At 69.2% G+C, this 26,046-nt stretch carries 26 protein-coding genes, 1 tRNA gene and 2 pseudogenes; 16 read left to right on the top strand and 13 right to left on the bottom strand.

The window, feature by feature from the left end:
- Positions 1–143: 143 nt before the first annotated feature.
- Positions 144–755 carry a helix-turn-helix domain-containing protein gene (locus tag EV384_RS07250; protein WP_130331290.1) on the top strand — a complete coding sequence of 204 codons (612 nt, stop codon included), beginning with the start codon at positions 144–146 and terminating at the stop codon, positions 753–755.
- A gap of 137 nt (positions 756–892) precedes the next feature.
- Positions 893–1,486: an ATP-dependent Clp protease proteolytic subunit gene (locus EV384_RS07245; RefSeq protein WP_130331288.1), complete on the top strand. Its 594-nt coding sequence runs from the start codon at positions 893–895 to the stop codon at positions 1,484–1,486.
- 73 nt (positions 1,487–1,559) lie between these two features.
- Here the strand turns inward: EV384_RS07245 and EV384_RS07240 are convergent, their stop codons facing one another.
- From EV384_RS07240 to EV384_RS07230, 3 genes are all read right to left on the bottom strand, one after another.
- Entirely contained in the window at positions 1,560–2,387 is an 828-nt protein-coding gene (locus EV384_RS07240; RefSeq protein WP_207232258.1) for a trypsin-like serine protease, read from the bottom strand.
- Positions 2,388–2,500: 113 nt separating this feature from the next.
- Positions 2,501–4,291 carry an adenylyl cyclase gene (locus tag EV384_RS07235; protein WP_130331284.1) on the bottom strand — a complete coding sequence of 597 codons (1,791 nt, stop codon included), beginning with the start codon at positions 4,289–4,291 and terminating at the stop codon, positions 2,501–2,503.
- Positions 4,292–4,411: 120 nt separating this feature from the next.
- Positions 4,412–4,765 carry a winged helix-turn-helix transcriptional regulator gene (locus EV384_RS07230; protein WP_130331282.1) on the bottom strand — a complete coding sequence of 118 codons (354 nt, stop codon included), beginning with the start codon at positions 4,763–4,765 and terminating at the stop codon, positions 4,412–4,414.
- A 119-nt stretch (positions 4,766–4,884) separates the two neighbouring features.
- On the opposite strand from EV384_RS07230, the gene EV384_RS07225 reads away from it, so the two are divergent.
- Positions 4,885–5,730 carry an SDR family oxidoreductase gene (locus tag EV384_RS07225; protein WP_130331280.1) on the top strand — a complete coding sequence of 282 codons (846 nt, stop codon included), beginning with the start codon at positions 4,885–4,887 and terminating at the stop codon, positions 5,728–5,730.
- Between the two features lie 58 nt (positions 5,731–5,788).
- Here the strand turns inward: EV384_RS07225 and EV384_RS07220 are convergent, their stop codons facing one another.
- A complete protein-coding gene (locus EV384_RS07220; RefSeq protein ID WP_130331278.1) occupies positions 5,789–6,565 on the bottom strand; it encodes an HAD-IIB family hydrolase in 777 nt (258 codons plus the stop codon).
- A 404-nt stretch (positions 6,566–6,969) separates the two neighbouring features.
- Here EV384_RS07220 and EV384_RS07215 point away from each other — a divergent pair, with 404 nt between their 5' ends.
- The 4 genes and pseudogenes from EV384_RS07215 to EV384_RS07200 all read left to right on the top strand — a co-directional run.
- Positions 6,970–7,473, top strand: coding sequence for a SigE family RNA polymerase sigma factor (locus EV384_RS07215; protein ID WP_130331276.1), 504 nt, complete (start codon positions 6,970–6,972; stop codon positions 7,471–7,473).
- Entirely contained in the window at positions 7,470–8,855 is a 1,386-nt protein-coding gene (locus EV384_RS07210) for a TolB-like translocation protein (protein ID WP_130331274.1), read from the top strand. The genes EV384_RS07215 and EV384_RS07210 overlap by 4 nt, the downstream gene beginning before the upstream one ends.
- On the top strand, positions 8,839–9,057 hold the full coding sequence (locus EV384_RS07205) for a hypothetical protein (RefSeq protein ID WP_130331272.1): 219 nt from the start codon (positions 8,839–8,841) through the stop codon (positions 9,055–9,057). The genes EV384_RS07210 and EV384_RS07205 overlap by 17 nt, the downstream gene beginning before the upstream one ends.
- A gap of 191 nt (positions 9,058–9,248) precedes the next feature.
- Positions 9,249–9,664, top strand: a pseudogene (locus EV384_RS07200) (IS1634 family transposase); the annotation flags it as partial.
- 116 nt (positions 9,665–9,780) lie between these two features.
- Here EV384_RS07200 and EV384_RS07195 read toward each other — a convergent pair.
- Positions 9,781–10,887 (bottom strand): cyclase family protein, encoded by a 1,107-nt coding sequence (locus tag EV384_RS07195; RefSeq protein ID WP_242623971.1) that lies wholly within the window; start codon positions 10,885–10,887, stop codon positions 9,781–9,783.
- A gap of 404 nt (positions 10,888–11,291) precedes the next feature.
- On the opposite strand from EV384_RS07195, the gene EV384_RS07185 reads away from it, so the two are divergent.
- Complete coding sequence (locus tag EV384_RS07185) at positions 11,292–12,038, top strand: S1 family peptidase (protein ID WP_130340319.1); 747 nt, start codon at positions 11,292–11,294, stop codon at positions 12,036–12,038.
- Between the two features lie 229 nt (positions 12,039–12,267).
- Here the strand turns inward: EV384_RS07185 and EV384_RS34710 are convergent, their stop codons facing one another.
- Complete coding sequence (locus tag EV384_RS34710; protein ID WP_165439886.1) at positions 12,268–12,984, bottom strand: hypothetical protein; 717 nt, start codon at positions 12,982–12,984, stop codon at positions 12,268–12,270.
- 672 nt (positions 12,985–13,656) lie between these two features.
- On the opposite strand from EV384_RS34710, the gene EV384_RS07175 reads away from it, so the two are divergent.
- Positions 13,657–15,147, top strand: a complete 1,491-nt coding sequence (locus EV384_RS07175) for a YncE family protein (protein ID WP_130331264.1) — start codon at positions 13,657–13,659, stop codon at positions 15,145–15,147.
- Positions 15,148–15,198: 51 nt separating this feature from the next.
- On the opposite strand, the pseudogene EV384_RS07170 reads toward EV384_RS07175, so the two are convergent.
- Positions 15,199–15,699: pseudogene (locus EV384_RS07170) on the bottom strand (SPFH domain-containing protein); the annotation flags it as partial.
- 882 nt (positions 15,700–16,581) lie between these two features.
- Here EV384_RS07170 and EV384_RS07165 point away from each other — a divergent pair.
- Positions 16,582–17,040, top strand: a complete 459-nt coding sequence (locus tag EV384_RS07165) for a hypothetical protein (protein ID WP_207232255.1) — start codon at positions 16,582–16,584, stop codon at positions 17,038–17,040.
- A 135-nt stretch (positions 17,041–17,175) separates the two neighbouring features.
- On the top strand, positions 17,176–17,646 hold the full coding sequence (locus EV384_RS07160; protein ID WP_207232254.1) for a hypothetical protein: 471 nt from the start codon (positions 17,176–17,178) through the stop codon (positions 17,644–17,646).
- A 414-nt stretch (positions 17,647–18,060) separates the two neighbouring features.
- On the opposite strand, the gene EV384_RS07155 is transcribed toward EV384_RS07160, so the two are convergent.
- Together EV384_RS07155 and EV384_RS07150 are read right to left on the bottom strand one after the other, a co-directional pair.
- Entirely contained in the window at positions 18,061–18,594 is a 534-nt protein-coding gene (locus tag EV384_RS07155; protein WP_130331258.1) for a hypothetical protein, read from the bottom strand.
- A gap of 240 nt (positions 18,595–18,834) precedes the next feature.
- On the bottom strand, positions 18,835–19,065 hold the full coding sequence (locus tag EV384_RS07150; RefSeq protein WP_130331256.1) for a hypothetical protein: 231 nt from the start codon (positions 19,063–19,065) through the stop codon (positions 18,835–18,837).
- A gap of 415 nt (positions 19,066–19,480) precedes the next feature.
- On the opposite strand from EV384_RS07150, the gene EV384_RS07145 reads away from it, so the two are divergent.
- Positions 19,481–19,921, top strand: coding sequence for a VOC family protein (locus EV384_RS07145; protein ID WP_130331254.1), 441 nt, complete (start codon positions 19,481–19,483; stop codon positions 19,919–19,921).
- A gap of 268 nt (positions 19,922–20,189) precedes the next feature.
- Here the strand turns inward: EV384_RS07145 and EV384_RS07140 are convergent, their stop codons facing one another.
- Entirely contained in the window at positions 20,190–21,320 is a 1,131-nt protein-coding gene (locus EV384_RS07140; protein ID WP_242623970.1) for an FAD-dependent oxidoreductase, read from the bottom strand.
- Positions 21,321–21,344: 24 nt separating this feature from the next.
- Here EV384_RS07140 and EV384_RS07135 point away from each other — a divergent pair, with 24 nt between their 5' ends.
- A complete protein-coding gene (locus EV384_RS07135; protein ID WP_165439884.1) occupies positions 21,345–22,070 on the top strand; it encodes a TetR/AcrR family transcriptional regulator in 726 nt (241 codons plus the stop codon).
- A gap of 182 nt (positions 22,071–22,252) precedes the next feature.
- Here the strand turns inward: EV384_RS07135 and EV384_RS07130 are convergent, their stop codons facing one another.
- Together EV384_RS07130 and EV384_RS07125 are read right to left on the bottom strand one after the other, a co-directional pair.
- Positions 22,253–22,645 (bottom strand): Imm32 family immunity protein, encoded by a 393-nt coding sequence (locus EV384_RS07130; RefSeq protein WP_130331250.1) that lies wholly within the window; start codon positions 22,643–22,645, stop codon positions 22,253–22,255.
- A 123-nt stretch (positions 22,646–22,768) separates the two neighbouring features.
- On the bottom strand, positions 22,769–23,215 hold the full coding sequence (locus tag EV384_RS07125; protein WP_130331248.1) for a hypothetical protein: 447 nt from the start codon (positions 23,213–23,215) through the stop codon (positions 22,769–22,771).
- A gap of 256 nt (positions 23,216–23,471) precedes the next feature.
- Between EV384_RS07125 and EV384_RS07120 the strand changes: the two genes are divergently transcribed.
- The 3 genes from EV384_RS07120 to EV384_RS07110 all read left to right on the top strand — a co-directional run bounded on the left by EV384_RS07120 (position 23,472) and on the right by EV384_RS07110 (position 25,503).
- The gene (locus EV384_RS07120) at positions 23,472–23,987 is read left to right on the top strand and encodes an SMI1/KNR4 family protein (protein WP_130331246.1); all 516 of its coding nucleotides are present in this window, start codon (positions 23,472–23,474) and stop codon (positions 23,985–23,987) included.
- A 121-nt stretch (positions 23,988–24,108) separates the two neighbouring features.
- Positions 24,109–24,738 carry a VOC family protein gene (locus EV384_RS07115; RefSeq protein ID WP_207232253.1) on the top strand — a complete coding sequence of 210 codons (630 nt, stop codon included), beginning with the start codon at positions 24,109–24,111 and terminating at the stop codon, positions 24,736–24,738.
- A 93-nt stretch (positions 24,739–24,831) separates the two neighbouring features.
- Complete coding sequence (locus EV384_RS07110; RefSeq protein ID WP_207232252.1) at positions 24,832–25,503, top strand: site-specific integrase; 672 nt, start codon at positions 24,832–24,834, stop codon at positions 25,501–25,503.
- A 398-nt stretch (positions 25,504–25,901) separates the two neighbouring features.
- Here EV384_RS07110 and EV384_RS07105 read toward each other — a convergent pair.
- Positions 25,902–25,974 (bottom strand) — tRNA-Arg (locus EV384_RS07105).
- Positions 25,975–26,046 lie beyond the last annotated feature (72 nt).

The raw sequence follows: 26,046 nt of genomic DNA, 5'->3' as shown, positions 1-26,046 counted from the left end.
GTACCGCGTCCGTCGGCCTCCCGGGTGGCCGGTATCGATGTCCGGCCGGCCCGGGCGGGCACCCGGCCCGCCCGGGCCACCGGTGACGCCGACCAACGGGCATGATGGGGTTGTCCCGGGATGACGACCGCGAGGAGGCCCACATGTCGTTGCTGCGACGGGTGATCGGCGGGGTGCTGCGCCGGGTGCGCCTGCAGCAGGGCCGCACGCTGCGCGAGGTCGCCCTGGCGGCCGGGGTGTCGCTGCCCTACCTCTCCGAGGTGGAGCGCGGGCGCAAGGAGGCCTCCTCGGAGGTGCTGGCGGCGATCTGCCGGGCGCTCGGGATCAACCTCTCCGACCTGCTGGAGGAGGCCCGGGACGAACTGCGCCGGGTCGAACGGCGGGTTCCCGCCACGTCCGGGACGGCCCTGGCCCACCTCGACCGGGTGCCGGCCGCCCGCCGGGACGCCGCCGGCCCCCGCCTGCGCATCGGCTTCCACCCCGAGGTGCCGCACCCGGACGGGCCGACGTCGTCCGTCGGCGCGGCCCGGGGCAGCCGGCACCTGGGCATCACCGGCTCGTACGAACCCTCGCTCGGCGGCGCCGGACTCTTCGCGGGCGGGTCGACCGGGCACGTCGGGTCGACGGTCGGCGGCGCGGGCCTGCGGGTCCGGCTGATCGCCTCCGCGCCGGCCGGGCGCCCCCGTCCGCGTACCTCCGGCGCGCTGGCCCGCAGGCGGGCCCGGGCGGGCCGGCGGCGGCTGACCGCCGGCTAGGCCGGCCCGGTTCTGCCCACGGCCGATCTGCCCGGGGCAGAATCGTTGGGCCCCGGCGGCCGGGCCGCCGGAGGCTGGAGACCGCCGGTTCCCCGGGCGGTCCGTCGCCCGCCGGCGGCGCGGAGGGCGGTCAGGTCATGGGGTACGGCGTGTGGATGCTGGACGGCGGCAAGCCGTCCTTCGGCGACCAGGTCTTCGAGCGGCTGCTCCGGGAACGGATCATCTTCCTCGGCACCGAGGTCACCGACGAGTCGGCGAACCAGATCTGCGCGCAGATCCTGCTGCTGGCCGCCGAGGACCCGGACCGCGACATCTACCTCTACATCAACTCGCCGGGCGGCTCGGTCAGCGCCGGAATGGCCGTCTACGACACCATGCGCTACGTGCAGAACGACGTGGCCACCCTGGCCCTCGGCATGGCCGGCTCGATGGGGCAGTTCCTGCTCTGCGCGGGGGCGGCCGGGAAGCGGTTCGCGCTCCCCCACTCGCGGATCATGATGCACCAGCCCTCGGGCGGGATGGGCGGCACGGCCGCGGACATCACCATCCAGGCGGAGAACATGCTGCACGTGAAGCGGACCATGCAGCAGCTGATCGCCGAGCACAGCGGGCGGACGCTGGACGAGATCCAGCGGGACTGGGACCGGGACCGCTGGTTCACCGCCGAGCAGGCCCGCGAGTACGGCCTGGTCGACCGGGTGCTCAGCCGCGCGGAGCAGCTGCCGGCCTGACAGCCCGCGACCCGCTGGCCGGCACGGGGGCGGCCGGCGGGATGGTCCCGCCGGCCGCCGGTGGCGCGGATGGTCAGGGCAGGTCGACGAACTCGTCGAGGAAGCCCCGGGCGCTCGGGGTGTCGAGCCGGTACGACACGTTCGTCGCGTAGCAGGGGCCGTCCCCGGTGATGGTGGTGGCGGCGAGCACCAGCTCCCCGTCGACGGTGACGAAGTTCGGGCCGCCGGAGTCGCCGTAGCAGGCGCCGCCGTAACCCCGGCTCTCGTTCATCGCCAGCCGGACCCAGGTCTTGTTGAGCGCGTCGAAGCCGACCTCGGCCTTCATCCGGACGCCGCCACCCGGGTGGGCCTGGCCGCCGGGGCCGTTCAGGGCCTCCTGTGTGCCGTATCCCATGACCTGCCAGGTGGCCGCGTCCAGCTGCCGCGTGCCCATCGCGTCGAACTGGCCGGCGGTCGGCAGAGTGGCCGGGGTGAACGACCAACGCACGGCGAGCGCGGCGGCCTGGGCGTCGGTGAACTCGACCACCGCGATGTCGTGCGCGTCGGCCGAGTTGCCCGGGTAGTCGGGGCTGGTGTGCGCGGTCCCCTCGACCCCGACCTTGGCCGCGATCTGCTCCGGGGTGAGCCCGTCGGCCTTGGCCTTGTCGAGCTCGCCCTGCACGTCCTGCTCGAGCGAGACGAAGAACCGGACGCCGGGCGCCCAGTCCGTGGTGCAGTGCGCGGCGGTGAGGAAGGTGTTCTCGTCGATCATGGTGCCGGAGCAGTACCAGTCGATGACGTCCGGCGTGGCGGGATTGAGGTCCCGGTCCCACACGACCAGCAGGGCGCCCACCTCGTGGCGCTCCGGGGCGGGCTGGGCGTTGTAGGTGTTGATGGCGGATGCTGGCGTGGCACCGGCCATGACGGCGGCGACGGCCGTGCTGGTCAGTGCGGCGAGCAGTGCGGAACGAAACGGGCGCAGCGCGTTCCGGCGAATTCCTGTTACATCGCCGGTGCGCCGCGCCCGCCCTCACGTCACGGGTAACTGACCACCGGGCTGGTGCCGTACGAGCCGACGACCGGGGTGCCGGCCTCGTTGATCGTGCGCTCGATGCCGCCGTCGCCGTCGAGGAAGACGGTCACCGCGTCGTGGAAGCGCACGCCCGCCCGGCGCGGGGCCTCGATCGCCCGGTCGCAGCGGATGTCCACTTCCTGGTTGAAGTAGGAGTAGACGCCGAGCCCCCACGCCTCGTGCTCGCGCACGTGGTCGGCGACCTTGTACGACGCCCAGCCCCGCCCGGTCGGGCTGCGCCAGGCGGCCTGGCTCGGCGGGTCGTAGGGCAGCTCGCTCTGGTAGAAGACGGTGCGGCCACGCTCGCCGTTCCAGATCGTCTGGTAGCGCTGGTAGTGCTCGACGAAGAGCCCGTACGCGGTCACGTCGTCGCCGTTGACCACCACGCCGGTGTCGGCGGTGTTGGTGGTCCAGCCGACGGTGCCGTCCTTGCCGTGGTCGCCGCGCCAGGCCCAGATGTTGTCGACGATGGTGTGCCGGCTGTTGACCACCAGGCTGGTCACCGCCCGGCCGACGCCGGGACCGCCGATCCGGAAGAACACGTCCTGGAGCGAGATCGGGTTGGTCGCGTGGCCGCGGTGGCTGTGCCGCTTGCCGACCTCGACCAGCACCTCCGACTCCTCCGGCCCGGCGTCGACCAGCACGCCGGCGATCCGTACACCGTCCACGTCCTCGATCCGCAGGGCGGCGTCGCCGGTGGACGGGGCGAGGCTCGGCATGCCGACGCCGAGCACGACGGTGTCCGGGTGCTTGACCCGCAGCGCCCGGTCCAGGTGGTAGACGCCCGGGGTGAGCAGCAGGTGTCGGCCCCGGGACAGCTCCTGGTTGATCCGCTGTGCGGAGTCGGTGGGCTTGGCGATGAAGAAGTCGCACAGCGGCAGGGAGGGGATCGGCCGGGCGCCCGCGCCCCAGGTGGTGCCGGCGGTGTCGTGCCGCAGCCCGGGTACGGCCACCCGCCAGCCGCCGTCGGCGTCGACGAAGAGGTACGGCTTCTCCCGGGTCACCGGGCTGGTCGGCAGCGTGGTGTACGGCGGGTTCGGGAAGCCCTGCGCGGGCGCGCCGAGCACCCCGGAGAAGACCTGGTTCCAGACCCCGTTGGTCCAGTCGCCGCCGAGCTCGCTGTCCCGGGTCAGCCACTGCTGCTGGGAGCCGTTGATGGTGATGCCGTCCACCTTGGAGTCGGCGATGTAGCCGCCGCTGGAGTAGCCGCCGCCGCCGGGCTCCAGCCAGAGGATGCCCTTGATGTGGACGCGGCGCATCGGGGAGGCCTGGGAGACCGCCCACTGGTTCGACCAGTCGGTGGGCGAGACGGAGAGGTTCTCCGCCGATCGCCAGAAGTTGGTCAGGGCGGAGATGCCGGCCGGCGAGTTCGGGTCGGGCTGACCGACGACCCGTACCGCGCCGTGGATCTCGACGTCGTCTGGGTGACCGCCGAGGCCGGCAACGGTGGTGTAGTAGCCCAGCTTGGCGTTGACCTCGTACCGGCCGGGCTTGAAGAGCACCGCGTACCGGTCGGCGCCCATCTCGTTGTGCTCCTGAGCGGCGAAGAGCCGGTCCAGGGTGGCCTGGATCTCCGCGGTCGGGGTCGACGGGTCGTACACGAAGACGTTCGGGCCGAAGTCGGGCTCCGCGTCGTCGGTGCCGGCGGCCGCGGCCGCGGCCGGCAGCGCCGGGAGCCCGAGGGCGGTGAGGGATGCCGTCGAGGCGGCGGTGAGGGTGAGGAAACGGCGGCGGGAGGGGTCGAGTGGTCTCATCGGCCTGCCTGTCGGTGGGGTACGGGATCGGCCGCGGCGCGGAGAGCGCTCTCACGGCCGGGACGTCCTGTTTCTACCCCGTTGACGTCGGCTGCGCCAGACCGCGCCGGTTCCGGAACTTCAGCGGGCGTCGTAGCGGGCCTGGGCGGCCTCCACCTCGGCGAGGTGGGTGGTGGCCCAGGCCTCCAGCCCGGCGACCAGGTCGAGCACGCTGCGACCCAGGCCGGTCAGCGCGTAGTCCACCCGGGGCGGGACGCTGGCGTGCACCGTGCGGGTGACCAGGCCGTCCCGCTCCAGGCCGCGCAGGGTCTGGGTGAGCATCTTCTGGCTGATCCCGTCGATCCGCTCGGCCAGCTCGCCGTAGCGCTTGTCGCCGTCGGCGAGGGCGAGGACGACGAGCACGCTCCAGCGGTCGCCGATCCGGTCGATGACCTTTCGGCTGCCGCAGTTCCGGTTGAAGAGATCCGGGTTCACGCCAATACTCTCTTTCGGTGCGTACCGAACTTCAAGGTGCCTACTCTCCAACGGGAAGTGAGCCTGCGCTGTTCCCGTTCCTGTGGGATGAAGTCCTTATCGCAACCCAGGGAGTTTCCATGTCCATCGTCGTCACCGGCGCCACGGGCCAGCTCGGCCGCCTGATCATCGAGTCGCTGCTCAGTCGGGGCGTACCGGCCGACCAGATCGTGGCGGTCGGCCGCGACATCGACCGCCTGGCCGACCTGGCCGGGCGCGGGGTGGTCACCCAGTTGGCCGACTACGACGACCCCGAGTCGCTGCAGGCCGCCTTCGCGGGCGCCGAGAAGCTGATGTTCGTCTCCGGCAGTGAGGTCGGCCGACGCGTGGTGCAGCACGGCAACGTCGTCACCGCAGCCAAGGAGGCCGGCGTCGGGCAGGTGGTCTACACCAGCATCGCGAAGGCGGACACTTCCAGCCTCGTGCTCGCCGCCGAGCACAAGGCGACCGAGCAGCTGATCCGGGACTCCGGCCTGCCGTACGTCTTCCTGCGCAACAGCTGGTACCTGGAGAACTACACCGCCCAGCTCCCGACGTACCTCCAGCACGGCGTCGCGGGCGCGGCGGATGACGGCCGGGTCAGCGCGGCCACCCGCGCCGACTACGCCGAGGCGGCCGCGGCGGTGCTCACCACCGAGGGCCACACCAACAAGGTGTACGAGCTGGGCGGCGCCCCCTTCACCCTGACCAACCTGGCCACCGAGATCTCCCGGCAGACCGGCACCGCGGTCTCGTACCTCGACCTGCCGGTCGACAAGTACACCGAGCTGCTGGTCGCGGCCGGCGTGCCCGAGGGGTACGCGGCCGTGCTCGCCGACGGCGACCGGGGCCTCGCCCAGGGCGACCTGGAGGTCGGGGACGACCTGGCGAAGCTGCTCGGCCGTACGCCGACGACGCTCGCCGAGGCGGTCCGCGCCGCGCTCTGACGTCGCCGACACCGCCGCCCCGGGTCTTTGATCCGGGGCGGCGGTCTGCGCTCAGCGGCTACGCGCGGTCCACGCGCAGCTTGACCAGGTCGTCGACGAGGGCCTCGACGTAGTCGGCCGTCTCCTCCCAGCGGGTGACGGCGACCGTCCGAATGCCCATGGCCTTGATTGGGTAGTCGTTGCCGCCGTGGTCCAGCCGGTCCCCGACGAAGAGCACGTTGTCGATCTTCAGGTCCAGGCACTCCAGCAGCTTCCGCATGCCGTACGCCTTGTCCACGCCCTTGCGGGTCACGTCGATCGACGTGGAGCCGCCGCCGCGTACCTCCAGGTCGGGCAGCTTGGCGGCCACCGCGTCGCGGAGCCGCTTCTTCTTGTCGCCGTCCGGGTCCCAGCCGTACTTCTCGGCCGGCGGGGCGGACTGGCCCAGCGCGGAGAAGGTGATCTGGCTGCCCCGGTCCTCGATCACGTCACCCCAGGTCTTCGTCTCCCAGAGGTCCAGCGCCTTCGCCGACTCGGTGAGCACCTCGATCACCTGGGCCTTGTCCTCGGCGCTCAGGTCCTCCGCGTAGACCTGCCACCACTCCCCGTTCTGCCAGCGGTAGTAGCGGGTGCCGCAGGTGGGCATCAGGTGCAACCGCCCGCGCTGCTCCTCGGTGAGGTCCAGGTGCGCGAGCACCTGCGACTCGAACTGCTCGAACCGCCCGCCGGAGATGATGAGCACGTCGACCTCGGTGAGCAGGTGGCCGAGCAGTTCCGCCATGCGACGATCGATCTGGGACTTGGAGACAGCCAGGGTGTCGTCCAGGTCGAACGCCACCACTCGAAGATCGTTCATCAAGTACCACCATGTCGTCGCGGGCAGGCCAGGACTAGCAGGGTACCGACCATGACGTTCCGGGGCCCGCGAGGCCCGTTCGTCACGCTCCGCGCTCCCCGGAGGGTAACAGCCGCTCGTCGGCCGGCACCCCGCGTTCTGCCAGGCCCGAACGGGGATGCCGCCGCGACCGGTCCGTCGTGGTCCGCCGCCGGGGACGACGCAGCCGCTTGACCGTTCCGTACCTTGCCGCACGGTGGCCCACCTGGTCGGCGTCGTGGCGAATATGTGACCAGCGCGGCGGTCGACGTGGACGGCGGTTTCACCGGCTGACCGGCGTCGGGCGCGGCGGTGCGATGCTACCGCCGTACCCGGCCTCAACCATTGCGGCGACGGGAGGCGTCTTACCTGGCGAGGGGGTGGGCATGACCGAGACGTTCCACGAGTTCGTGGTGCACCGCTCACCGGCATTGTCCCGAAGGGCCTACCTGCTCACCGGCGACCACCAGCTCGCCGAGGACCTGTTGCAGAGCGCGCTGGCCAGGACGTACCGGCACTGGCGGCGGATCCGTGGCGGCGACCCGGAGGCGTACGTGCGGCGGGTGATGTACCACCAGCAGGTCTCCTGGTGGCGGCGGCGCCGGCTCGCCGAACGGCTGGAGTCGGAGCCCACCGACCGGCCCGGCGCCGACCACTCCGACGCGACCGCCCTGCGGCTGGCCCTGGCGGCTGCGCTGCGTCAGCTCACCCCGCGCCAGCGCGCCGTGGTCGTGCTGCGGTTCTACGAGGACCTGACCGAGGCGCAGGTCGCCGAGGTGCTGGGCTGCTCGGTCGGCACGGTGAAGCGGCACGGCCACGACGCGGTACGCCGGCTGCGCGCCATCGCCCCCGACCTGGTCGACCGGACGGCGGAGAGGAGCCCGCGATGACCGCCCGACTGCGCGAGTCGCTGCACACCGCGGCGGCCGACGTCCCCGCGTACCCGGTCTACGAGCGGGCGCTCGCCACCGCCCGCCGCTCCCGCCGCCGTACCGCGCTCGCGGCCGTGGCGGCGCTGGTGCTGGTCGCGCTGGCCGGGGCGATGCTGCCGCTGGCGGGTACCCCCGCCGTCGACCCGGCGGCCGGCGCGGACGCCGCGCTGCCTGACCGGGTCGGCGTGCCGCCCTTCGGCAGCTTGCGCGCCACCGATCGGCCGCGACTCGGTCCCGCCTCGGTGATCTTCACAGGTCAGGCCCCGGGTCTGGTGCATGGCGAGGAGGGCAGCATCATCGCGGTCGTCGGTGCGGACGCCGACCGCTACCGGATCATCAAAGGCGAGATCGAGGCGCAAGCCGGCGAGGACACGGTGCTCTCCCCCGACGGTCGCCGGGTCGCCTTCACAGCGATCGGCTCCACGTATCCCCGAGTGGAGATCGTCGACCTGGTGACCGGGCGCAGCCGTACCGTGGGCAGCGGGGTCTCCGGCACGGTCGTGGTCGAACCGGCGGGCTGGTCGCCGGATGGCCGGGCGCTGGTCGTCCGGGACACCGTGCCGGCCAACCCGGAGGGCAGCGCCTACCGGCAGGTGCTGAGCATCGTCTGGCTGGACGGCGACCGCCGGACCCGGCTGGCCGACGATCATGAAGGGCTCGCATCGCCGGTCGCATTCGCCCCGGACGGTGCACGGCTCGCCATGCAGACCGGACGGACGGTCTCCGTCGCCGACCTGGACGGCCGGCGGCTCTCCTCGTTCACCCTCGCGCCGGAGACGGAGCTGGCCGGCAAGGGTGCCTGGAGCACCGATGGCCGGGCGTTGACGGTCACCCGGCGGGACGGCGGCAGCTGGAGCCTGCGGCGGGTCGACCCGGCCACGGGCCGCGACCTCGGCGCGATGGACACGCCGGCCGTCTCCGGTGTGACCGCCATTCGGCTACTGGGGTGGGCGGCGGACGGGTCCGCCAGGGTCGTCGCCTACCAGCCTGAACCCCGCACGCCGACCGTGTTCGACGCGCCCCTCGAGATGGATCAGCGACTGGCGTACGGCAACGTCGGCACCGTCCGGGTGCTGGCCCTCGGCCGGGGCGCGGACACTCCCACCACCCTGCTCACCGCCCCAAAAGACGTCGTCGCGATCGACGTTTCCGACGACGTGATCCGCAGCGGTCGCACCCGCGACGCAAGCCCACCCCACGGGGTGGGCCCCCGATTCTGGTTCTGGACGTTCCTCATCACCGTCCTGGTGGCCGGCATCGCGGCGTACCGCACTCGCGAAGGGCTGGCGCGCTGGCTCGACGACCGGCGGGTCAGGCGCGCGCGTGGGCTGGGTGGCTGATTCTCAACAGGTGCAAATCGAGGCTCGATACCGCGACTTCACCGTTCCCGACGTCGGTGATGACGCTACCGACTCCGACATCATCAAGGTCCAACGGGACATCTACGGCGGCATCGACGCCGGCAACAGTGCGATGATCGACGTAACCGCCGGCAGCGACACCACGATCGACGCCGGCCTGGTCGAGGTGCTCATCTCGTAACAGCAGACCCACCCGCGGCCCCGGCAGCTACCCGCCGCGGCCGCGTTGTCGGTTAGTGGCGCTGAACTGCTCGGCCGATCGAACCCTCCGACCTGCTCACAAGTCGGCTCCCGGCCGCTGGTCCACCGCCTGGTCCTCCCGCCCCACGCGCTGTCCCGCTCCGCGATCGTCCGCCGGTGATCGGTGGGCCGGTGGCCGCCTACGTGCGCACGGTGAAGACAGCGTCGGGTGCGACGGCGGTGCAGATCGTGCACTCGTCGCGGCGTAGTGCGCGGGATATCGAGCATCTCGGGTCGGCGCATGACGACGCCGAGTTGGAGGTATTGAAAGCCGCCGCTCGGCATCGTCTGACGGCCGGCCAGGCCGAGCTCGATCTGGGTCTGGACTTCGCGGCCGCCATGCCTGCTGGCGGGCGGGGTGGTCCGCTGCCGATCACGCGGCGCGGATGGGGTATCTGGTGGATGTCCTGATCCATGCCCACCGGGTGCTCGGGTTTGAGCAGGCCGTGAGCGGGGACGCGGTGTTCGGTCAGTTGGTGCTGGCCCTGCCGAGGTTCGCGAAGGAATCGTGGCGGCAGCACCTCGCCGTGGCCTGCGCCGCGCACGCCTTGAGACGCTCGTGCCGCCTGGTTCCCGACCAGCACGGCGTGTCCTCACCGACCACGACCGCGTTCCAGGTGCGGGTCGGGCCGTTCATGGCATCGCACCCCCTCGTGAACCGCGGTCAGAATGTGGCGATCGGGTTGACCGGGCTGCCGGACGTACCGGCGAAGCGGACCGGCGCGACTGCGAGGTGGAAGTCCCACTGGCCGAGCTCGGCAGCCGTTGTCGCGCACACCTCCAGGTCGCAGTTGTCGAGCAGCCACAGACCCATCGCGACGAGACTCACGGCGTGAACCGGCATCAACACGTCTTCGTACCCCGACGGCTGAACGTCCTGGGGGGTGTCAGCGCCGATCAGCGCGACGTCGCGTTCATGTAGCCACGGCAGGCAGGACGCGTGCCAGCCGGCCTGCGTGAAACCGCTGGCCTCACCGGCCTCGTGCCGGACGCGGCCATAGCCGGTCCGCAGGAGTACCGCATCGCCGGATCGCACCCGTACACCCTGGCGACGCTCGGCCTCCTCGAGATCGTCGGGAAACACACCCTGCCCCGGTTCCAACCACGGCACATCGCGGGCCCTCGCAATGTCCAGCAGGACACCACGCGTGATGATCCCGTTCGCCGCCGCCGTGACGGCCGCCCACGCCGATCCCGTTGCGGCGTCGACCAACGAGTGCGACCGCCCGTTGTACATCGTGCCGTCCCAGAAGATGTGGCACGGCGAGTCGACGTGGGTGAGGGTGTTGCCGTGGAACGTGATGCCGAGCCGCTCGGACGAAAAGCCCCAGCGCCGGTCGGCGTGAAAGCCGGGCACCGGCATGTTCTCGGCACCCGGCATGTCGGCGGCGCACGGGCACGTCGTCGTCGACCGCTCCATGTCTTCCGATACGGCAACCTCCCATGCGCAGGACACGCTCCTGCCGTGGCGCACGGCCCGCGCCGCCGCCAGCCGGACGTCGTCGGTGATGTGGTTCAGAGTTCCGAGCTCGTCTTCGTCGCCCCACCGTCCCCAGTTCGACAGCGTGTTGAAGTACCCGAGCACGTCGTCCTGTGTGGGCATCGGTCGCCCTGCCGTCATCCCAGCATCGACTCCTCCGGTCACGCGGTTCGAGGCACCGCAGGCAGGGTATCCCGCCGCTGGATCGAAGACCGCAATGACTGGTCGATCAGACGACTCGTCCGCACCGCCGGCCGCTACCGCGTCATCGAAATTCAGGCCGGCAGCCACACCATCACCGCCACCGACCTACTACCCGACGACCTCCGCACCGCCGGCGCCGGGATCACCCAAGGTGCGCACTAATTTGAGCCAAGTCGGGAGCTACCCGCCGCGGCCGCGTTGTCGGCTAGTGGCGCTGAACTGCTCGGCCGATCGAACCCTCCGACCTTCTCACAAGTCGGCTCCCGGCCGCTGGTCCACCGCCTGGTCCTCCCGCCCCACGCGCTGTCCCGCTCCGCGATCGTCCGCCGGTGATCGCTGGTTTGGCTGCTTCTTTGGCTGCTCGGCGGCCGGTTAGGCGCCACAGCATGGCCCACCTGGGGACAAGCGTCCTACGTAGCAGCTCAGGGATCGATGGCGGCCATCGCTCGTGCTACTTTCACGCGATGATGTCATTACGGGGCAAACCTCGCATGAGATGGATTCTTGCTGCAATAGGGCTGGCCACCATGCTGGCTGTACCGGGCGTGGCAAATGCCATCGCCAACGGAACGCCCGTCTCCGACGGCCAGTACCAGTTCTCGGCGAAGCTCACCATGACCAACATCCCACGTGCCGACGGAACCCTCTACGACAGTGCGTGCTCCGGTGCCCTCGTCGCTCCCCAGTGGATCATCACCGCTGGTCACTGCTTCCACGACGTGTCGGGCAACCGGGTCGGCGGCCCGGTGCCGTACGCGACGACCGCGACCGTCGGCCGCACCGACCTGACCGCCACCAACGGCTACGTCGTCGACGTGGTCGAGGTGCGGCAGGCGTCCCGCCACGACGTGGCGCTGGCGAAGCTGGCGACGCCGATCACCGACATCGCGCCGATTCCGGTCAGTTCCACGTCGCCGCGGACCGGCACGATCGTCCGGATGACCGGCTGGGGCGCCACGAGCTCCGTCAACCCGACGCCGACCACTCACCTGCAGACCGGCCAGTTCAAGATCACGCGAGTCTCCGGCTCGTCCGTCATGGTGGTCGGCTACGCGCCGGAGGCGAACACGAGCGCATGCCAGTGGGACTCCGGTGCCCCGTACTTCATCGAGAACCCGGACGGCACCCAAACGCTGGTCTCCGTCGAATCCGACGGTCCCTCGTGCCCGCATGACAAGCAGGAAACGACGGCGCGGGTCGACCGGCTCGCCGACTGGATCCAGCAGACCACCGCATAAGACAGCGTTGTAAGACGCGGCGCCCACTGTCCAACCCTTCGGGTCCCAGGCAGTGGGCGTCCCGCTTCTGTAGGAGGCCGCGCTTGTGTACCGGACCGATCGGATGACCGCGGCCGACACCGCCGCCACTCTCTTGCTCGACGCCCACGCTCGCCAGCTCGTGGCCACCGTCCCCAAGGGGCTGGAGGAAGAGGTCACCAGTCAGCGCTCGCCAGGCCCCGCCAGCGGATCAACCCTCGCCGTCCGGACGACCACGCACTGCTCCCGCGCCTCTGATCACGGCGTATATGGCGAGACCGAGACTGAGAAGGGCGACGACGGCCACCCATTGCAGGCGCAGACCAAGCATCAGCGGTACGAGCCCAAGCATCGACGGGATCGCCAGCAGGCACGCGACCCCCATCAGTGGACTCAACACCATCAGTCCCACCTTTTCGCCGCGGACTGACCACCAACCGTTTGCAGTACGGAGCTTGAGCCGCGCAGCCTGGAACAGCATGGGCAGGCCGGAGACGGCAAACATCCCGAGGAACAGGGTCTGCAACCAGCCGCGGTGGCCCCAGGCCTCGGTTTCGACCCGATCGCCGGCCGGCAGTTCGATCGCGACGGGGGTGCCCTCCCACAGCAACGCCTCTGCCTCTGCGTCATCGCTGAGTCTGCGGCTGCCCGAGGTGGGGACGTCGGTCTCGGCAAAGAACACGAACTCACCGTCCTGCTCCACCATCAGGTGCCAGTCGCTGCCGGGGCCACGGCTGTGCCACGGGCCGGACACGGTGACCGGGATCCGCTCGAGACAGCCCTTCGGCGGATCGACATCCGGCTCCACACGCGCGGTCCACGCGGGGCACTCCACGGCTCGCCGCATCGCGACCGCGTCGCGGATGCCGTCTGGGACGTCGGCCAGCGCCAACAGTCCGAGCGCGCCCGCCAGCATGCCGTAAAGCACGAGGAGCGCCGGCCGTGTCCAGAACGCTCGGCGCCAGAACTGCCAGCCGCGAGGAGGTGCCTTCGTTCGCCTGGACACAGCAGCCACCTCCCTCCCGATTGTGGCGTGCCGTTGCCCGGAGTGGAGGGCGTCGCCCTAATCTGCGCATTACGAGTCGGTTCCCGGCTGCTGCTCCCTGGGTGCTCGCCCTGCGGCAGCTGCCGTCCGGGTCCGCGACCGTCCGCTCCTGCTTGCTGGTCTGGCTGCTCGGTTGGCTGCTCGTCGGCCAACTCGTCCAGGAGCTACCGGCAGTCGTAGCCCACCGCATCATCTGGGTACCGCCGACATGGATCCGCCACTGTAGCGGGACCCGATCGGTCGTAGGGCTGGTTTCGGCTGGAACCGGCTGAGCCCTTAGGGGCCTAGAACGAACCGACGGCGCGCACCAGCAGCAGGTACTCGTCCATACCTGAACGCCTTCGGGTTGAGAACACCTCACCGAGGACTCATGCTGGTCGATGAGATGGGCGCCGTGGGAAGGGGCGGATCATGGGGGCCCGGACGAGCACACTCACCCGCATCGCGACATCCGTCACGCTCATCCTGGCGGCCACGCTCGCCGGCGCGTCACCGGCACGCGGCACGGAATCCGCCGGTTCGGCGATACCCCTGGACGTGGCGACGATCTGGACGATGGCGCACACACCCGACAACTCCCGGGTCTTCCTCGCGGCCGGCGACGACGGACTGTTCGTCGTGGACGCCGGCGCCACGGCCCTGCGGCACGTCGACGGCATCGGGCGGGCGATGGGTGTGGAGATGGGAGCCGACGGCCGCACGGTTTGGGTGGGGCTGCCACGGGACCGCCAGATCGCGGCGGTGGACACGACCACCCTGACCGTCCGCGCCCGGTACGACGTGGGATCCGACCTGTGCCCGGGTGACGTCGCCCAGACCGGGCCGTACGTTGCGTTCTCGTTCTCGTTCTCCTGCATTCTCTACAACGACGAGTCGACGCCGCCGCCCAGCGGCGTCGGTGTGCTGGATACGCGAACCGGCGTGGTGCTGCGGGCGCCGGGCGACCCTTGGAAAGCCATCGTCGCTGCCTCCTCCGCGGTACCGGGGCGGGTCTTCGTTACCCAGTACCTCATGCACGAGGTGACCCTGGACCTGCTCGACCTGCGTAGCGGCAGCCACGAGTTGACGCACTACCGAAAGTTGGGCATGGCGGATCCGACGGACCTGGCTGTGTCGCCGGACGGCAGTCTCGTAGCGGTTTCCGGAGCCGAGCACGCGACCGTCGCGACGTTCGCCACCTCCGATCTCAGCCCGAGCACCAGCTACCAGGCCCCCTGCCCTACCCGGGCGGTCGCCTGGTCCGCTGACAGCAGCAAGCTCGCCGCCAGCTGCAACCTCCCCGACACCAAGCTGCTGCTGTACGACCGCGGCAATTCCGATCCGGTGGCCACCGCGAGACTGGAACTCGGACCGCGGCGGGCCCCGGACTACCGCGACCTCGTCCTCGATAGCGACGCCGGACGCGCCATCGTCGCGAGCCGGGCCGAGGAGGAGGGGCCGATGCACTACGTGGACCGAGTCGGCCTGCGCCCGGCCGCGGCCACGGTGACCGGCCCCGCGACCGCCACCTGCACCCGCACCGCCTCGTTCACGGCCAAACTGCTGCTGGGCGGGGCGCCCGCGCCGGCCGGCACACCCCTGTCCATCTACCGCGAGCAGCCTTACAACAGCACGCTCCTGGGCACCTACCCCACCGACAGCACCGGCACGGTGACCTTCACCGACGCGCCGCCCAGCAGCGGCACCTGGTCGTACCGGGCGCACTTCGCCGGTAATGAGAACTACACGTGGACCGACGGCGCGTACAGCCTGCAGGTCGACAAGTTGCCCACGTCGCTGTCGGTCACATACCAGACCGGCAAGACCCGGCATCACACCAATTACGGGTCAGTGGTCGTCACGCTAGGGCCGACCGTCGGGCACCGGTCGGTGACCGTCACCGCCACCACAGCCGCAGGCACCGTGCCGGTGACCAGCGCGTCCGTACCGACGGACGGGCCGCTGGTCGTGTCGTACCCGATCACCGGGCCGACCACCTTCACCGCCACGTACGAAGGGAGCATCTGGCAGCAGGCGGCCAACGCCATTACCACCGCCTCCCCCTGACCAAGGGCATCGCGAGCAGGGCAATCAGGTACGTCCCAGCCGCGAGCCGGCTTCGATCGCCTTGATCTCCACCCGGATGACCTTGATGCCCCAAGACGGGGTCTTCTCGTCGAGCACCTCGGTCAGATGCACGGTGATCTCGTCACGGCTGGCGCGCGCCCGCTCCAGATTCATGGAGCCCATGAGGTTACGCAGGGCGGTAATGGTCGACATCTCCATCGCCTGCACGGAGTCGGCTATCTCGTACGTGGCCCGGACGGGGTCCACCACCTGGTAGTACAGGACGGTGCCGATACACGCGACCAGGTTGTCGGAGGTGATCGCGGGCTGTGGCGGGAAGCTGGCGACCTGCTCTTGCATGTTCACCTTCGCGCGCACGGATTCGATGAACGGGATCAGCAGGTGGATCCCGGGCTCAAGCGTGCGCCGGTACCGGCCGAGCAGCTCCACGACGTATGTCTGTTGCGGTTGCACGGCCCGAACGGACGCCAGCAAGCTAGAGAAACGACGATGGTGGTAGCAACGCCTGCAGACATGCATCGATGTTTCCATGGCGCTGCATGTGCCGCAGCGATTAGTGGTGACCGTTGGTTCACCTCAGACAGCCTGCAAACGGCCTGATCTTGATGGCCCGTGTGGCCTGCCGCAACAGGTACCGCGAGATCGGTCGCGCCGTCCCATATCTCGGGCCGGCCAGCGCCCCTACGATCCATGCAGATGCGTCGCAGGGCATACCGCGTCGATCGGAGGCGCGTCATGGCACGCAACAGGAACCCTCGCCGCGTTCGTGGGGGCCACGCTGGCCCAACTCGGGCTGGGAGTCGCGCCATCGCCCGCCCGGGCGTTGCCCGCCCCGCCGCGGTACCGATATCGACTGGGTAGCTACTCCTGGTCCTGGACCTAGCTTCTCGGGCTTCCCGGCGAGAAGTTCGAGGCACGTTGATCAACGCGGTGGCCTGGTGCCCCGGGCAGGACTCGAACCTGCGACACACGGTTTAGGAAAGGGCTGGCGCGACGCTGCACCTCGGTTCCTCCAGCTGCGAAAAGGGCGCCAGTCGGGCAGCACGCCTCCTTGATCAATCCGCACATATTCCGGATTTTGCTCTTATCTGCTTTGGCCGCTGCCCCAGCGCAGGGAGTGGCTCAGCTGGACTCGGGATTGCTGCGCCCAGGTGCCGCTGTCACAGCTCTGCGTTGGTTCCCGTTCCCAAGGCTCGGCTTGACACCTTGCGCCCCCTGATATTAGGTAAGGCTATGCTAAGTAGCGACGTCCTGGGGCGCGGCTTGCGCCTTGCGCCCGTGCTCGGCCTTGCCCTCACCGTCGGCATCGGTGCACTGGCTGGCTGCTCCGCTGGCACCTCGGCCACCCCAGCGCACAGCGCACCTACGTCGGGGGGTGGGTCCGCGAACACCGGAGTGCCCGAGGGTGTGGCAATGGAGCAGGCGACCCTCGCGAAGGAGATCAAGGCCGAGGGCGGGGAGAACACGGCCGGCCCGTGGCGTATCGCCTACATCGTCGAGGGCGCCGAACCGTGGTACCGCGCCGACGGCGGCAAGCAGGTGCTGCGCGAGCCGGCCGCCGGGGAGACCCACCACATCGAGATCATCCCCATCGAGGCGGCAACCGGCCGGGTCATCCCCGAGGTGCCGATCCGACTGGAGGTTATTGACGCCTCCGGCAAGGTCGTCGACGCCAAAGACCTGAACTTCTACTACGCCGAGTTCTTCCACTACGCCAACAACTTCGCCATCCCCCAGGCCGGCACCTACACCCTACGTGCCACCCTGGGGGTACCGACGTTCCTGCGCCACGGGGAAAAAGGCCACGAGCCTGCCCTGGCCGAAGGGGCTACGGCGACCTTCACCGGCGTCAAGCTCGAACCGACCACGTAGTCTGCGATGAACCTCGTCTCGGATATCGGTATCGCAGCGCCCGGCGGCGACCCCACCCTCCAGCCGGCAGCGACGCCCGGTCCGTCACCACTGCCGCGCCGGACGGCACGCCTGGCGTCGAGCGCCGTTGTCGGAGTGTTGGCCGCAGCCATCTGGGTCTCGGCCCACATCCACGTCCACGTCAACCCAGTCCTGCACCGCGCCGCGCTCTTCGTTCACCTGATCTCGCTGGTCATCGGATTCGGCGCAGTGCTCACCGTCGACTGGTTCGGGCTGATGTGGCTGCTGCGCCGACGTCCGCTGCAGCAGGTGCTCGCCGTCGCAGACGGCGCTCACCTGCTCATCTGGCTCGGCCTCGCGGGGCTGGTCGCCAGTGGGGCCCTGCTGCACCCGGACCTCACCTCACCCCTGACCCTGGCCAAGCTGGCGCTCGTGCTGCTGGTCGCCCTCAACGGAGTCCACGCCTGGGCCGTCAACCGGCGCGCGGCGGCGTACCCCGCCAACCTGCCCCGGCGCCTGCTCGCCCGCACCGTCCTGGTCGTACTGATCTCCCAGGTCGGCTGGTGGGGCGCGACCGTGATCGGATTCCTCAACAGCCGACCATGACCCACCCCGCGGCACCGACCGACGGCCGCGAACATTCACAGGCCCGGATCGGGCGGTCCCCGTGCCGCCTCCTGGCGCCTGCCCCGGCCGGTGGTGACGCCTCGCTTACAAGTTCTGGGCGCTTCGTCCGGTGGGGTCCGTCCGCATCCGCGACCTCGGGCGACTCTCCGCACGCGCCGGTCGGCCGCTGTCGTGGTCTGGGCCCGTTGCTGTCGGCAGCCATCCACGCGTGCGTTCCCGCGTAGGCGGCGCCAAGGATGAGGAGCGCCAACACGGCCATCTGCAGCAGACGAGTCAGGGGGAGGTCGGGTCCTGCCCGGCGGCGAGTCTGTCTGCCCGGCGGTAGAGGCCCTCGGCGATGGTGTTCCAGTCCGAGCCGAAGGCGTGGAGGTCCGTGGCGCCACACGTAGCAGCTCAACATCCTCCGGCCGTTGAAGGCACGCCAGGGTCACCTTGGCCATTGCTAGGCAAACGTGGGTCAGCCAGCAGTACGACACGGTCAGCTTCGACATCGAAGCCCAGCACCGGATGCTGGTAGTCGCCCTCGGGAGCCATCAAGACCCACTTGCCGAGCCGGCGCCCGATCGCGGCAAAGAACCCGCACAGTATGTTCAGCCGCTCCTGACCTTGCAGCTCCCGCAGGTCGATGTCAAAGTCGATCTCGGCCGCCGCGTATGGCCAGAAGTTCACAAGGACGCCAGGGACCGGCCATACTCGCAAGATCGGCAGCTCAGCGCCAGCAGGTCTCGCCAGCACGTCGGCTGCTGAAGGAAGCGGTGAGACGGCGTCGCCCTCTGAATACTCCCACCTCCAGCCCTGCGCCTGGACCAGGTCGAACACCGCCTGCCAGTCCTCCACGGAAGCATCTTCGACACGGACGTCTGGCAATGCACCCATCAGGTTCGGGTCGAAGAAGTTCTTCACGTCGTTCCATGCAAGGTCAGGCACCCCGTCATGCTGGCTGACCACTGGTGAGGATGCAGCCCTTATTCGGCGCGGCATACTGCCTCTTGCAGCCGCACTGCAACGACCCCTCGCTTGTAAGTTCTGGGCGCTCTGTCTGGCGTGGTCCGCCCTCGTCCGCGACCTCGGGCGACCGTCCGGGGCCGGCCGGCAACAGTCGCCCCAGTCCGAGTCAGTTGCTGTCAGCGTTGCTGTCGACAGCTCCGCCCCGATCTCCTCAGACCGTCACCAGCCCATGTCTTGACTGACCTCTGCCTTCGCCGCATCGGTCTCCTCGTGCGTCGCCACCGCCGCGTCGGTCTCCTCCAGACGGGTCAGCAGGTCCATCAACGCCTGCTTCTGAGCCGGATGGCTGATCGGCACCGCGTTCAGGTCGATTTCCTGGAGCCAATCGAACAGAACGAGCGCATCCGCCCGCCAGAGCTCGAGAGCGACCTTTGGAAGATCCTTGTTCACCCCAGCAGTATCCGGCGTACTGGCCGACTCGTCCGTCGCCCACGGGGCCAGCCGCCCTCACACGGCTCTGTTGCATCGGCGATCGCCGCCACGGCATGTCTGGCCGTGTCGGCAGGGGTGGGCAGTCGTCAAGACGGCCGAGGCAGGCAAGGGTGAAGCGACCCGGTAGCCGCCGCAAACGCCTACCTGCTGGCGGTGTTCGCTTGGGGCGGGGATGGTCTAGGCGTGGACCGGTGCGTGTGCGACAGCCGACGCGGCGCGCTGCTTGAGGAGGCAGAGCAGATGCGCGGCCAGGTCGCGGCCGCGTCAAGAGGTTCCCGAAGAAGATGTTGCAAGGATGTCGAGAACGGCCCGGCGGCTCTGTCTCAGGGGCGGATGCGGCCACCGTGGCCGTACCACACCAAGGAGACCCAGCATGACGATCCAGCGGATGGACAACGTCCTCATCGTTGTCGACGACCTTGACGCTGCTATTTCGTTCTTCGTCGAACTTGGCATGGAGCTGGAGGGCAAGGCGCCAATCGAGGGACGTTGGGTGGAGCGGGTCATCGGGATCGACGACGTCCGACAGGACATCGCAATGCTGCGGACCCCGGACGGCCACGGCCGAATCGAGCTGGCGATGTTCCACACGCCGAAGGCGATCAGCGCCGAGCCGAAGGATGCACCGGCGAACACGCTGGGCATTCATCGCGTCATGTTCGCCGTCGACGACATCGAGGACGTCGTTGCCCGCCTGCGCACCCACGGAGCTGAACTCGTCGGCGAGCTGGCGCAGTACGAGGACGTCTATCGGCTCTGCTACGTCCGCGGCCCCGAGGGCATCATCGTCGGACTGGCCGAACAGCTCAGCTGAAGGCCGTCGAAGGGACCGTCCACCCAAAGAACCTTCCGCTCGAGTCCGATCAGGCTGCCCCGGCTGAGCGGGCGGCTACGTACTCCGCTTGATGCGTTACGTCGTGGCTTCACTTGATGCGTGCCACGATGCGCTGGCTCGTTGGCTCCCCGCTGTGAACGCGGGGCGGCCGGAGAGGACTGGCCTATCCGCTTCTGCCGATGAGCGGACATCCGATCTTCCAGGGCAGGAGCGTCTACCAGGGCGAGGCTGGCTGCGTCGCGTGTTGTCAATCTGCGGGTGCCGGCTCGGTGGGCCGCGGCGTGAAGAAGCGGATGATGTCGTCGGCTGCGGTGGGGGACAGCATCATTGCCTGGACTCGTGCGGACATTTCGGCGATCGGGTGGGTTCTGATGAACATCGCCTCCTCGTACGTCCGGATCGCCGAGTCGGGGTCGGCGGGGTTGGTGGCAAGTTCGGCGGCGAGTTCGGCGGCGTCGAGCATGGCTTGGTTGGCGCCCTCGCCGACCGGCGGCATGAGGTGCGCGGCGTCACCGATGAGGGTGATGCCCGGCTGGTGGGCCCAGCGTGTACCGGTGGGCATCGCCTCGATCCTGCGTGGGGTCGGCGGCCTGTCGCCGGCTTCGATGAGTGCGGTGAGGCTGGGGTTCCAGCCATCGAACATGTCCAGCAGAGCGCGCTTGCTGCGGTAGGTGTCTATGTGGCGATCGTCCGCGCGTAGGGAGATCCCGACTCGGATGCTGCCGTCGCCGGAGCGTTGTGCTGCCAGGATCTGGTTCACGCCGATGCACCAGAGGTTTCCGGGGCCGACCAGATCGGCGAGATCCGGGTGGCGCCGGTCGGCGTCGCTGATGCTCAGCTCTACCAAGGTGGCCACGTAGGACAGTCTCGCGTCGGTCAGCAGCGACCGGACGATCGAGCGCGCGCCGTCCGCGCCGATGAGGACGTCGCAGTCGCCGCTGCGGCCGCCATCGAACGTCAGCCCGAAGCCTCCGTCGGGTCGTGGCGTCGCCGCGACGAGCCGGTGCTGCCACGCGACCGCGTCGCGAGGGAGCGAATCGAGCAGAAGATCACGCAGTGCGCTGCGGTCGATCTCGGGGCGTCCGGAGAATGAGCCGGGTCGTGGCTTGTGGTGCACGAGGGTGCGTCCGGCCGGGTCGAGGATGCGATGTTCCTCGCCCTCCGGCCGTGCCTCGCACCGGAATCGGCCGGCGAGACCCGCCGCGGCCAGGGCCTGTTGCCCGGACTCCGGGTGCAGGTCGAGCGAGCCGCCCTGCGATCGCGCGGATCGGCTTGCCTCGCGTTCGTACACCACCGCGCCGATGCCGTGCCGGTGCAGGATTCGGGCCAGCGTCAGGCCGCCGAGGCCACCGCCGGCGATCGCAATTCGCATCAACATCTCCGTTACCGTACGCTGTATCTTATGGATACGCCGTACGGTAGCGCACTGCTGCCCGTCTGGGAACGGCCCGAGCCTCAGCCGCGGGCGACGCCGGTGCCGCTGAGCCGCGCGAAGATCGCCGCCACGGCGATCCGGCTCGCCGACGCACACGGCCTCGACGGGCTATCGGTGCGCAAGATCGCCAAAGAGCTCGGTGTCGGTCCGATGCGGCTCTACGACTACGTGATCAACAGATCCGAACTGCTCGATCTGATGGTCGACACCGTGTATGCCCAGATCGCCGAGGCCGGCCAGCACCCCGAGTGGCGCGCCACGGTGCTAGCCCTCGCCCAGGCGACCCGCGAAGCCGCCCTTGACCATGAGTGGTTCGCCGACCTGCTCGGCGGAAGGCCACACTTAGGACCTCACGCGCTCGCCGTGGGCGAATCGACCGCGGCGGCGCTCAGCCAGGCCCCCGGCGTGCGCGGTATCGACGATCTTCAGCGGGCCTTAGGCGCCCTCAACGCGTTCATCGTCGGAGCGCTCCGCAGGGAGATCACCGAGCGACGCACCGCCCGTTTAACCGGCACCGACGTGTCCGCTTGGCAGGCCGCCCTCGGACCCTACCTGACACGCATGCTCGAAACAGGCCGCTACCCCACCGTCGCCCGGCTCGTCATCGACGGCGCCCACCTCAACGCCGAGGAAACCTTCCACCACAACCTGATCACCATCCTGGACGGCATCACCAGCCATCCCCACACGTGACCTACTGCTCGCAGGCCAGTACCGGCTGAACACCGATACACATCGATCAGACATCCGGATCTGCTGCGATCAGGGCGCGGGCTCACCGGTCGCTGCAGGACCGGATCTGCCGATGTGAGGGCGTTCGCCGCGCGGTACTGAGGGAGGCGCGATGGGCCGAGACTGCGGTCACCGCTCGTCCGCTATGCCGCCTCTGGCCAATCGGACACAATGACCAGAGGGACAGACTCCGGCGACCGGTATTCGTCATCCGAAAGGTACTCGATGTGCTGATGCCGGTGAACTCCGCGATCCTCAGCGCTTTCGGCTTGCTCAGCCACACCGTCGAGGGCGTCCCAAAGGATGTCGAGATACCGATGAGCGCCGGAAAGATGCAGCGTTGCTTCGCCTCGAAGGCTGACGGTCAGCGGTCCTGCTGTCCGCTCCTGAACGACAACTCCGCCCGAAACCTGAGCTTCCACCCGCTCCCAAGGCTCGCGGAGCAGCCGGGCAAGGGCACGAAGAGCAGCCGGCGGTCCGGCAAGCTCTAGTTCGCCGTCAGACGTCGAAAGACGGCACAGCCGGTAATCGTTCACTGGCGCAGTCTTCCTCATGGCCGGGACACGCCCTCGCCTGCAACCGATAACGAACGGAAGCATCCTCACATGCCGCGTTCAGGTTGTACGGAGCTTCGATGGCGGCTTAGCGGGGTTCATGGCTCAGTCGAGCAACCAGCCATGTAGTTGGGTGCCGTACGGAGTCAGGGCGAGCGTCGCCAGCGCGAACCACACTCCCGTGCTGATGACGAGCCAGCCGAATGCTTTCCGGTCGCCGGTCCGCCAGGTACGGATAAGGGATGCCACGCCGAGGATCAAGGTCAGGAACGCGAGCGGGTAGACGAACATCGCCACCACGCGGCTGATCCCGAACACCCAGACCAGCGGGTTCCACACCGAGTCCGGACCGGCCGGCGGAAGCGAGTCCTTCGGATCGCCCAACCGTTCCAACCGCGGGTCTAGTACAGCCGAAAAGTCACCGGTGTGCAGTGCGGCCACGAGCAGCACACCGAAGCTGCCGACCAGGTACACGGTCAGGAACAGCAACTGTGCCGACACCACTACGCGGCCGCCGAGTGAGGCCGCCGGGACCTGGTCCTCTCGACTCATCGGCGCAACGTACACCCTCGCTGCCGGCCTCGACAGGCCCGCGTCGGCACGCCAGCCTTCGCTGGCGTCGAACTCGGATTTCGGTGCCTCCGCGGACGCACGGGCAGCGTCGGATGTTCATCCGCTCACTGGGCCGGGCGGTCGCTACGACGACCGGATCTGCCGATCAGCGGATGCCCGGCGGTTTGTCCGCCGTGCGACCGCAGGCGAGGTCTTCCCGGCAGGGCAGCCGTGTCCGTCTGCGTAGGATCGCTTGGTGACAGAGGAGGACCGAACACTGCCGGCCGTCGTCGAAGAAGCACACGCATCGGGGTTCTTCGAGGACCACGACGGCCACGACTTCCAGCCGGACGTCATGTTCATGTGGTCCGGCGAGACCACCGAGTGGTGGCGTCACTGGACCGGCGACTCTGCCGCCGGCGCCCCACCGTTTCGGGTCTTCGGGCGCGACGGGTCCGGCGGGTTGGCTGCCTTCTGGATCCGTGCGCCGGGAGCCGCAATCGAAACACAACCCATCGTGTTCCTCGGTTCGGAGGGCGAACTGCAGGTCATCGCCCGAGACCTGGGTGACTACCTCTGGCTGCTGGCGAGCGGCGTTGGACCCTTGGAGACTGTCGACGGCCTTCACCGCGTACCCGAGCCCGTCCCGGAGCTCGTCGCTATTGCGCAGCGATACACCGGCACTGCGCCGCGGACCGTAGAGGCACTGATCGCCGCCGCCGATGCCGAGCTACCCGCGTTGACAGCGCTCGTCAATTCCGCAACCAAGTAGGCACGGGGGACCCGTACGGCTGGCGCACCCTCACCGATCCGCCTCCGCCCGACGTCCGAATCTGCCGCTTGCAGGCGTTGCCGGTGGCCGCGACGGTGACACACCGTCTATGTTCGCTGGCATGACTGGCCAGATCACGGCAGGGCAGTTCCACGAAGCCGACGGCGTCGAGGACTGGCGCTCCCTATACCATCTGGTCTCGGCCTACTTCAAGACCGGCTCGTTTGCTAAAGGCATCGCGCTCGTCGATGAAATCGGCCGGCTCGCCGACGAAACTGAACAGCGCCATCTTAACGTCGACCTGCGCAACGCTGGCGTCACCGTATCCCTCGGGCTGCGCAACATAGCTTTGGCCCGACGTATCTCGGCCGCCGCCAGGGATCTGGACATCTCGGCTGACCCGGCTGCCGTGCAGCTCATCAACGTCACCCTCGACGCACTCGTCGGAACGGAGGTGCTGCCGTTCTGGCGCGCGGTGCTGGGCTACCGCCAGATCGGCGAGGATTACCTGTTCGACCCGTCGCGCCGTGGCCCGGGCTTTGGGTTGCAGCGAATGGATACCGCGCGTCCACAACGCAACCGCATGCATCTCGATGTCGCCGTCCCGCACGATCAGGCGCAGGCCCGCATAGCCGCCGCCCTGGCCGCGGGCGGCCGACTGGTCTCCGATGCACACGCGCCGATGTGGTGGGTCCTGGCCGACGCCGAGGGCAACGAGGCGTGCGTCGCCACCTGGCTTGGACGCGGATAACAGGCCGCCCCGCACACTCTCAGCCGCTGACCGCGCGCCCCTGACGGACCGTCGAGTCTGCTGCCGCTGCCCGACCTTCGGGAACCGAGGACCGTGCGGGGTGCGCTCGACGTCCTGGCGGTGAAGCTCGACGGCAAGCCGGCCGCCGCCACGACCATGCGTCGCAAGCGGTCGGTGTTCTACAACGCGCTTCAGTACGCGGTCGAGCTCGAAGAGTTGGAGTTCAACCCGATTGACAAGCTTCGCGTGCGGTCGCAGCGCAAGAAGGTCGCCGAGGTCATCGACCGCCGGGTGGTCGTCAACCAGCGACAGGCGCTCGAACTGCTGATCGCCCTTACCTACGTCGGCCAGCGGGGGAAGGCGAAACGTGGTGAGCGCTTGGTCGCGTTCTTCGCCTGCCTGTACTTCGCCACGCTCCGCCCCGGCGAGGGGCTGGGGCTCCGGGAGCAGGACTGCGACCTTCCCGAGACGGGATGGGGACGCCTGACGTTGGCGAAGAGTCGCCCCCAGGCGGGCAAGCGGTGGACCGACAGCGGCCAAAGTCCACGACGATCGCGGGCTGAAGCACCGGGCCGAAGACGAGCCGCGCGGCGTGCCGATCCCGCCCGCGCTCGTGAAGATCCTGCGGGAACACATCAAGCGATTCGGTGTCGCCAAGGACGGCCGCCTGTTCCGCAGCGAGCGGGGCAACATCGTAGCCGCCCCGACATACTCCCGCGTCTGGGAACGGGCGCGCCTTCTGGCGCTGACGCCGCGTCAGGTTGACTCTCCGCTCGCCGGACGGCCGTACGACCTGCGGCACGCTGCGGTCTCGTTGTGGCTCAACATCGGGGTTCCGGCGACCGAGGTCGCCGAGCGGGCCGGGCACTCCGTCGACGTCCTACTCAAGGTCTACGCGAAGTGCATCGATGGGAAGAGGCCACCGTCAACGGCCGCATTGACGAGGCGTTGACCGGCGTAGCCTGGCCGGAATGATGGTAAGCCATTCCGGATCTTGCTCCGAACATCCTGCTTGACCTGGGCAGACACCCTCAAGATCATTCCGTGTATGTTCCGCGACCTACGACAAACGGCCGCTCTCAGTGGCCTACGGCTGCCTATGCTAACCAATCGAGCGCTGTGCGTATTGCCAGCTCAGGTAGTGTTTTCCCTGATCTTCGAGGTGCCCCCGGCAGGATTCGAACCTGCGACACACGGTTTAGGAAACCGATGCTCTATCCCCTGAGCTACGAGGGCGCGAGTGCCCAGCCTACCTGCCAGCGGATACCCACGAGTGCCCAGGAGTCATGTACGAGATCTCATGGGCCG

Source organism: Micromonospora kangleipakensis, assembly GCF_004217615.1.
Classification (GTDB): Bacteria; Actinomycetota; Actinomycetes; order Mycobacteriales; family Micromonosporaceae; genus Micromonospora; species Micromonospora kangleipakensis.
Note: the sequence above shows the minus strand (reverse complement) of the source record. Positions and strands in the feature narration are given on the sequence as shown.

Coding starts and splice junctions, on each gene's coding strand:
- EV384_RS07250 (WP_130331290.1), top strand. CDS start 144: ATGTCGTTGCTGCGACGGGTGATCGGCGGGGTGCTGCGCCGGGTGCGC.
- EV384_RS07245 (WP_130331288.1), top strand. CDS start 893: ATGGGGTACGGCGTGTGGATGCTGGACGGCGGCAAGCCGTCCTTCGGC.
- EV384_RS07240 (WP_207232258.1), bottom strand. CDS start 2,387: ATGGCCGGTGCCACGCCAGCATCCGCCATCAACACCTACAACGCCCAG.
- EV384_RS07235 (WP_130331284.1), bottom strand. CDS start 4,291: ATGAGACCACTCGACCCCTCCCGCCGCCGTTTCCTCACCCTCACCGCC.
- EV384_RS07225 (WP_130331280.1), top strand. CDS start 4,885: ATGTCCATCGTCGTCACCGGCGCCACGGGCCAGCTCGGCCGCCTGATC.
- EV384_RS07220 (WP_130331278.1), bottom strand. CDS start 6,565: ATGAACGATCTTCGAGTGGTGGCGTTCGACCTGGACGACACCCTGGCT.
- EV384_RS07215 (WP_130331276.1), top strand. CDS start 6,970: ATGACCGAGACGTTCCACGAGTTCGTGGTGCACCGCTCACCGGCATTG.
- EV384_RS07210 (WP_130331274.1), top strand. CDS start 7,470: ATGACCGCCCGACTGCGCGAGTCGCTGCACACCGCGGCGGCCGACGTC.
- EV384_RS07185 (WP_130340319.1), top strand. CDS start 11,292: ATGAGATGGATTCTTGCTGCAATAGGGCTGGCCACCATGCTGGCTGTA.
- EV384_RS07175 (WP_130331264.1), top strand. CDS start 13,657: ATGGCGCACACACCCGACAACTCCCGGGTCTTCCTCGCGGCCGGCGAC.
- EV384_RS07165 (WP_207232255.1), top strand. CDS start 16,582: ATGGAGCAGGCGACCCTCGCGAAGGAGATCAAGGCCGAGGGCGGGGAG.
- EV384_RS07145 (WP_130331254.1), top strand. CDS start 19,481: ATGACGATCCAGCGGATGGACAACGTCCTCATCGTTGTCGACGACCTT.
- EV384_RS07140 (WP_242623970.1), bottom strand. CDS start 21,320: ATGTTGATGCGAATTGCGATCGCCGGCGGTGGCCTCGGCGGCCTGACG.
- EV384_RS07135 (WP_165439884.1), top strand. CDS start 21,345: ATGGATACGCCGTACGGTAGCGCACTGCTGCCCGTCTGGGAACGGCCC.
- EV384_RS07125 (WP_130331248.1), bottom strand. CDS start 23,215: ATGAGTCGAGAGGACCAGGTCCCGGCGGCCTCACTCGGCGGCCGCGTA.
- EV384_RS07115 (WP_207232253.1), top strand. CDS start 24,109: ATGACTGGCCAGATCACGGCAGGGCAGTTCCACGAAGCCGACGGCGTC.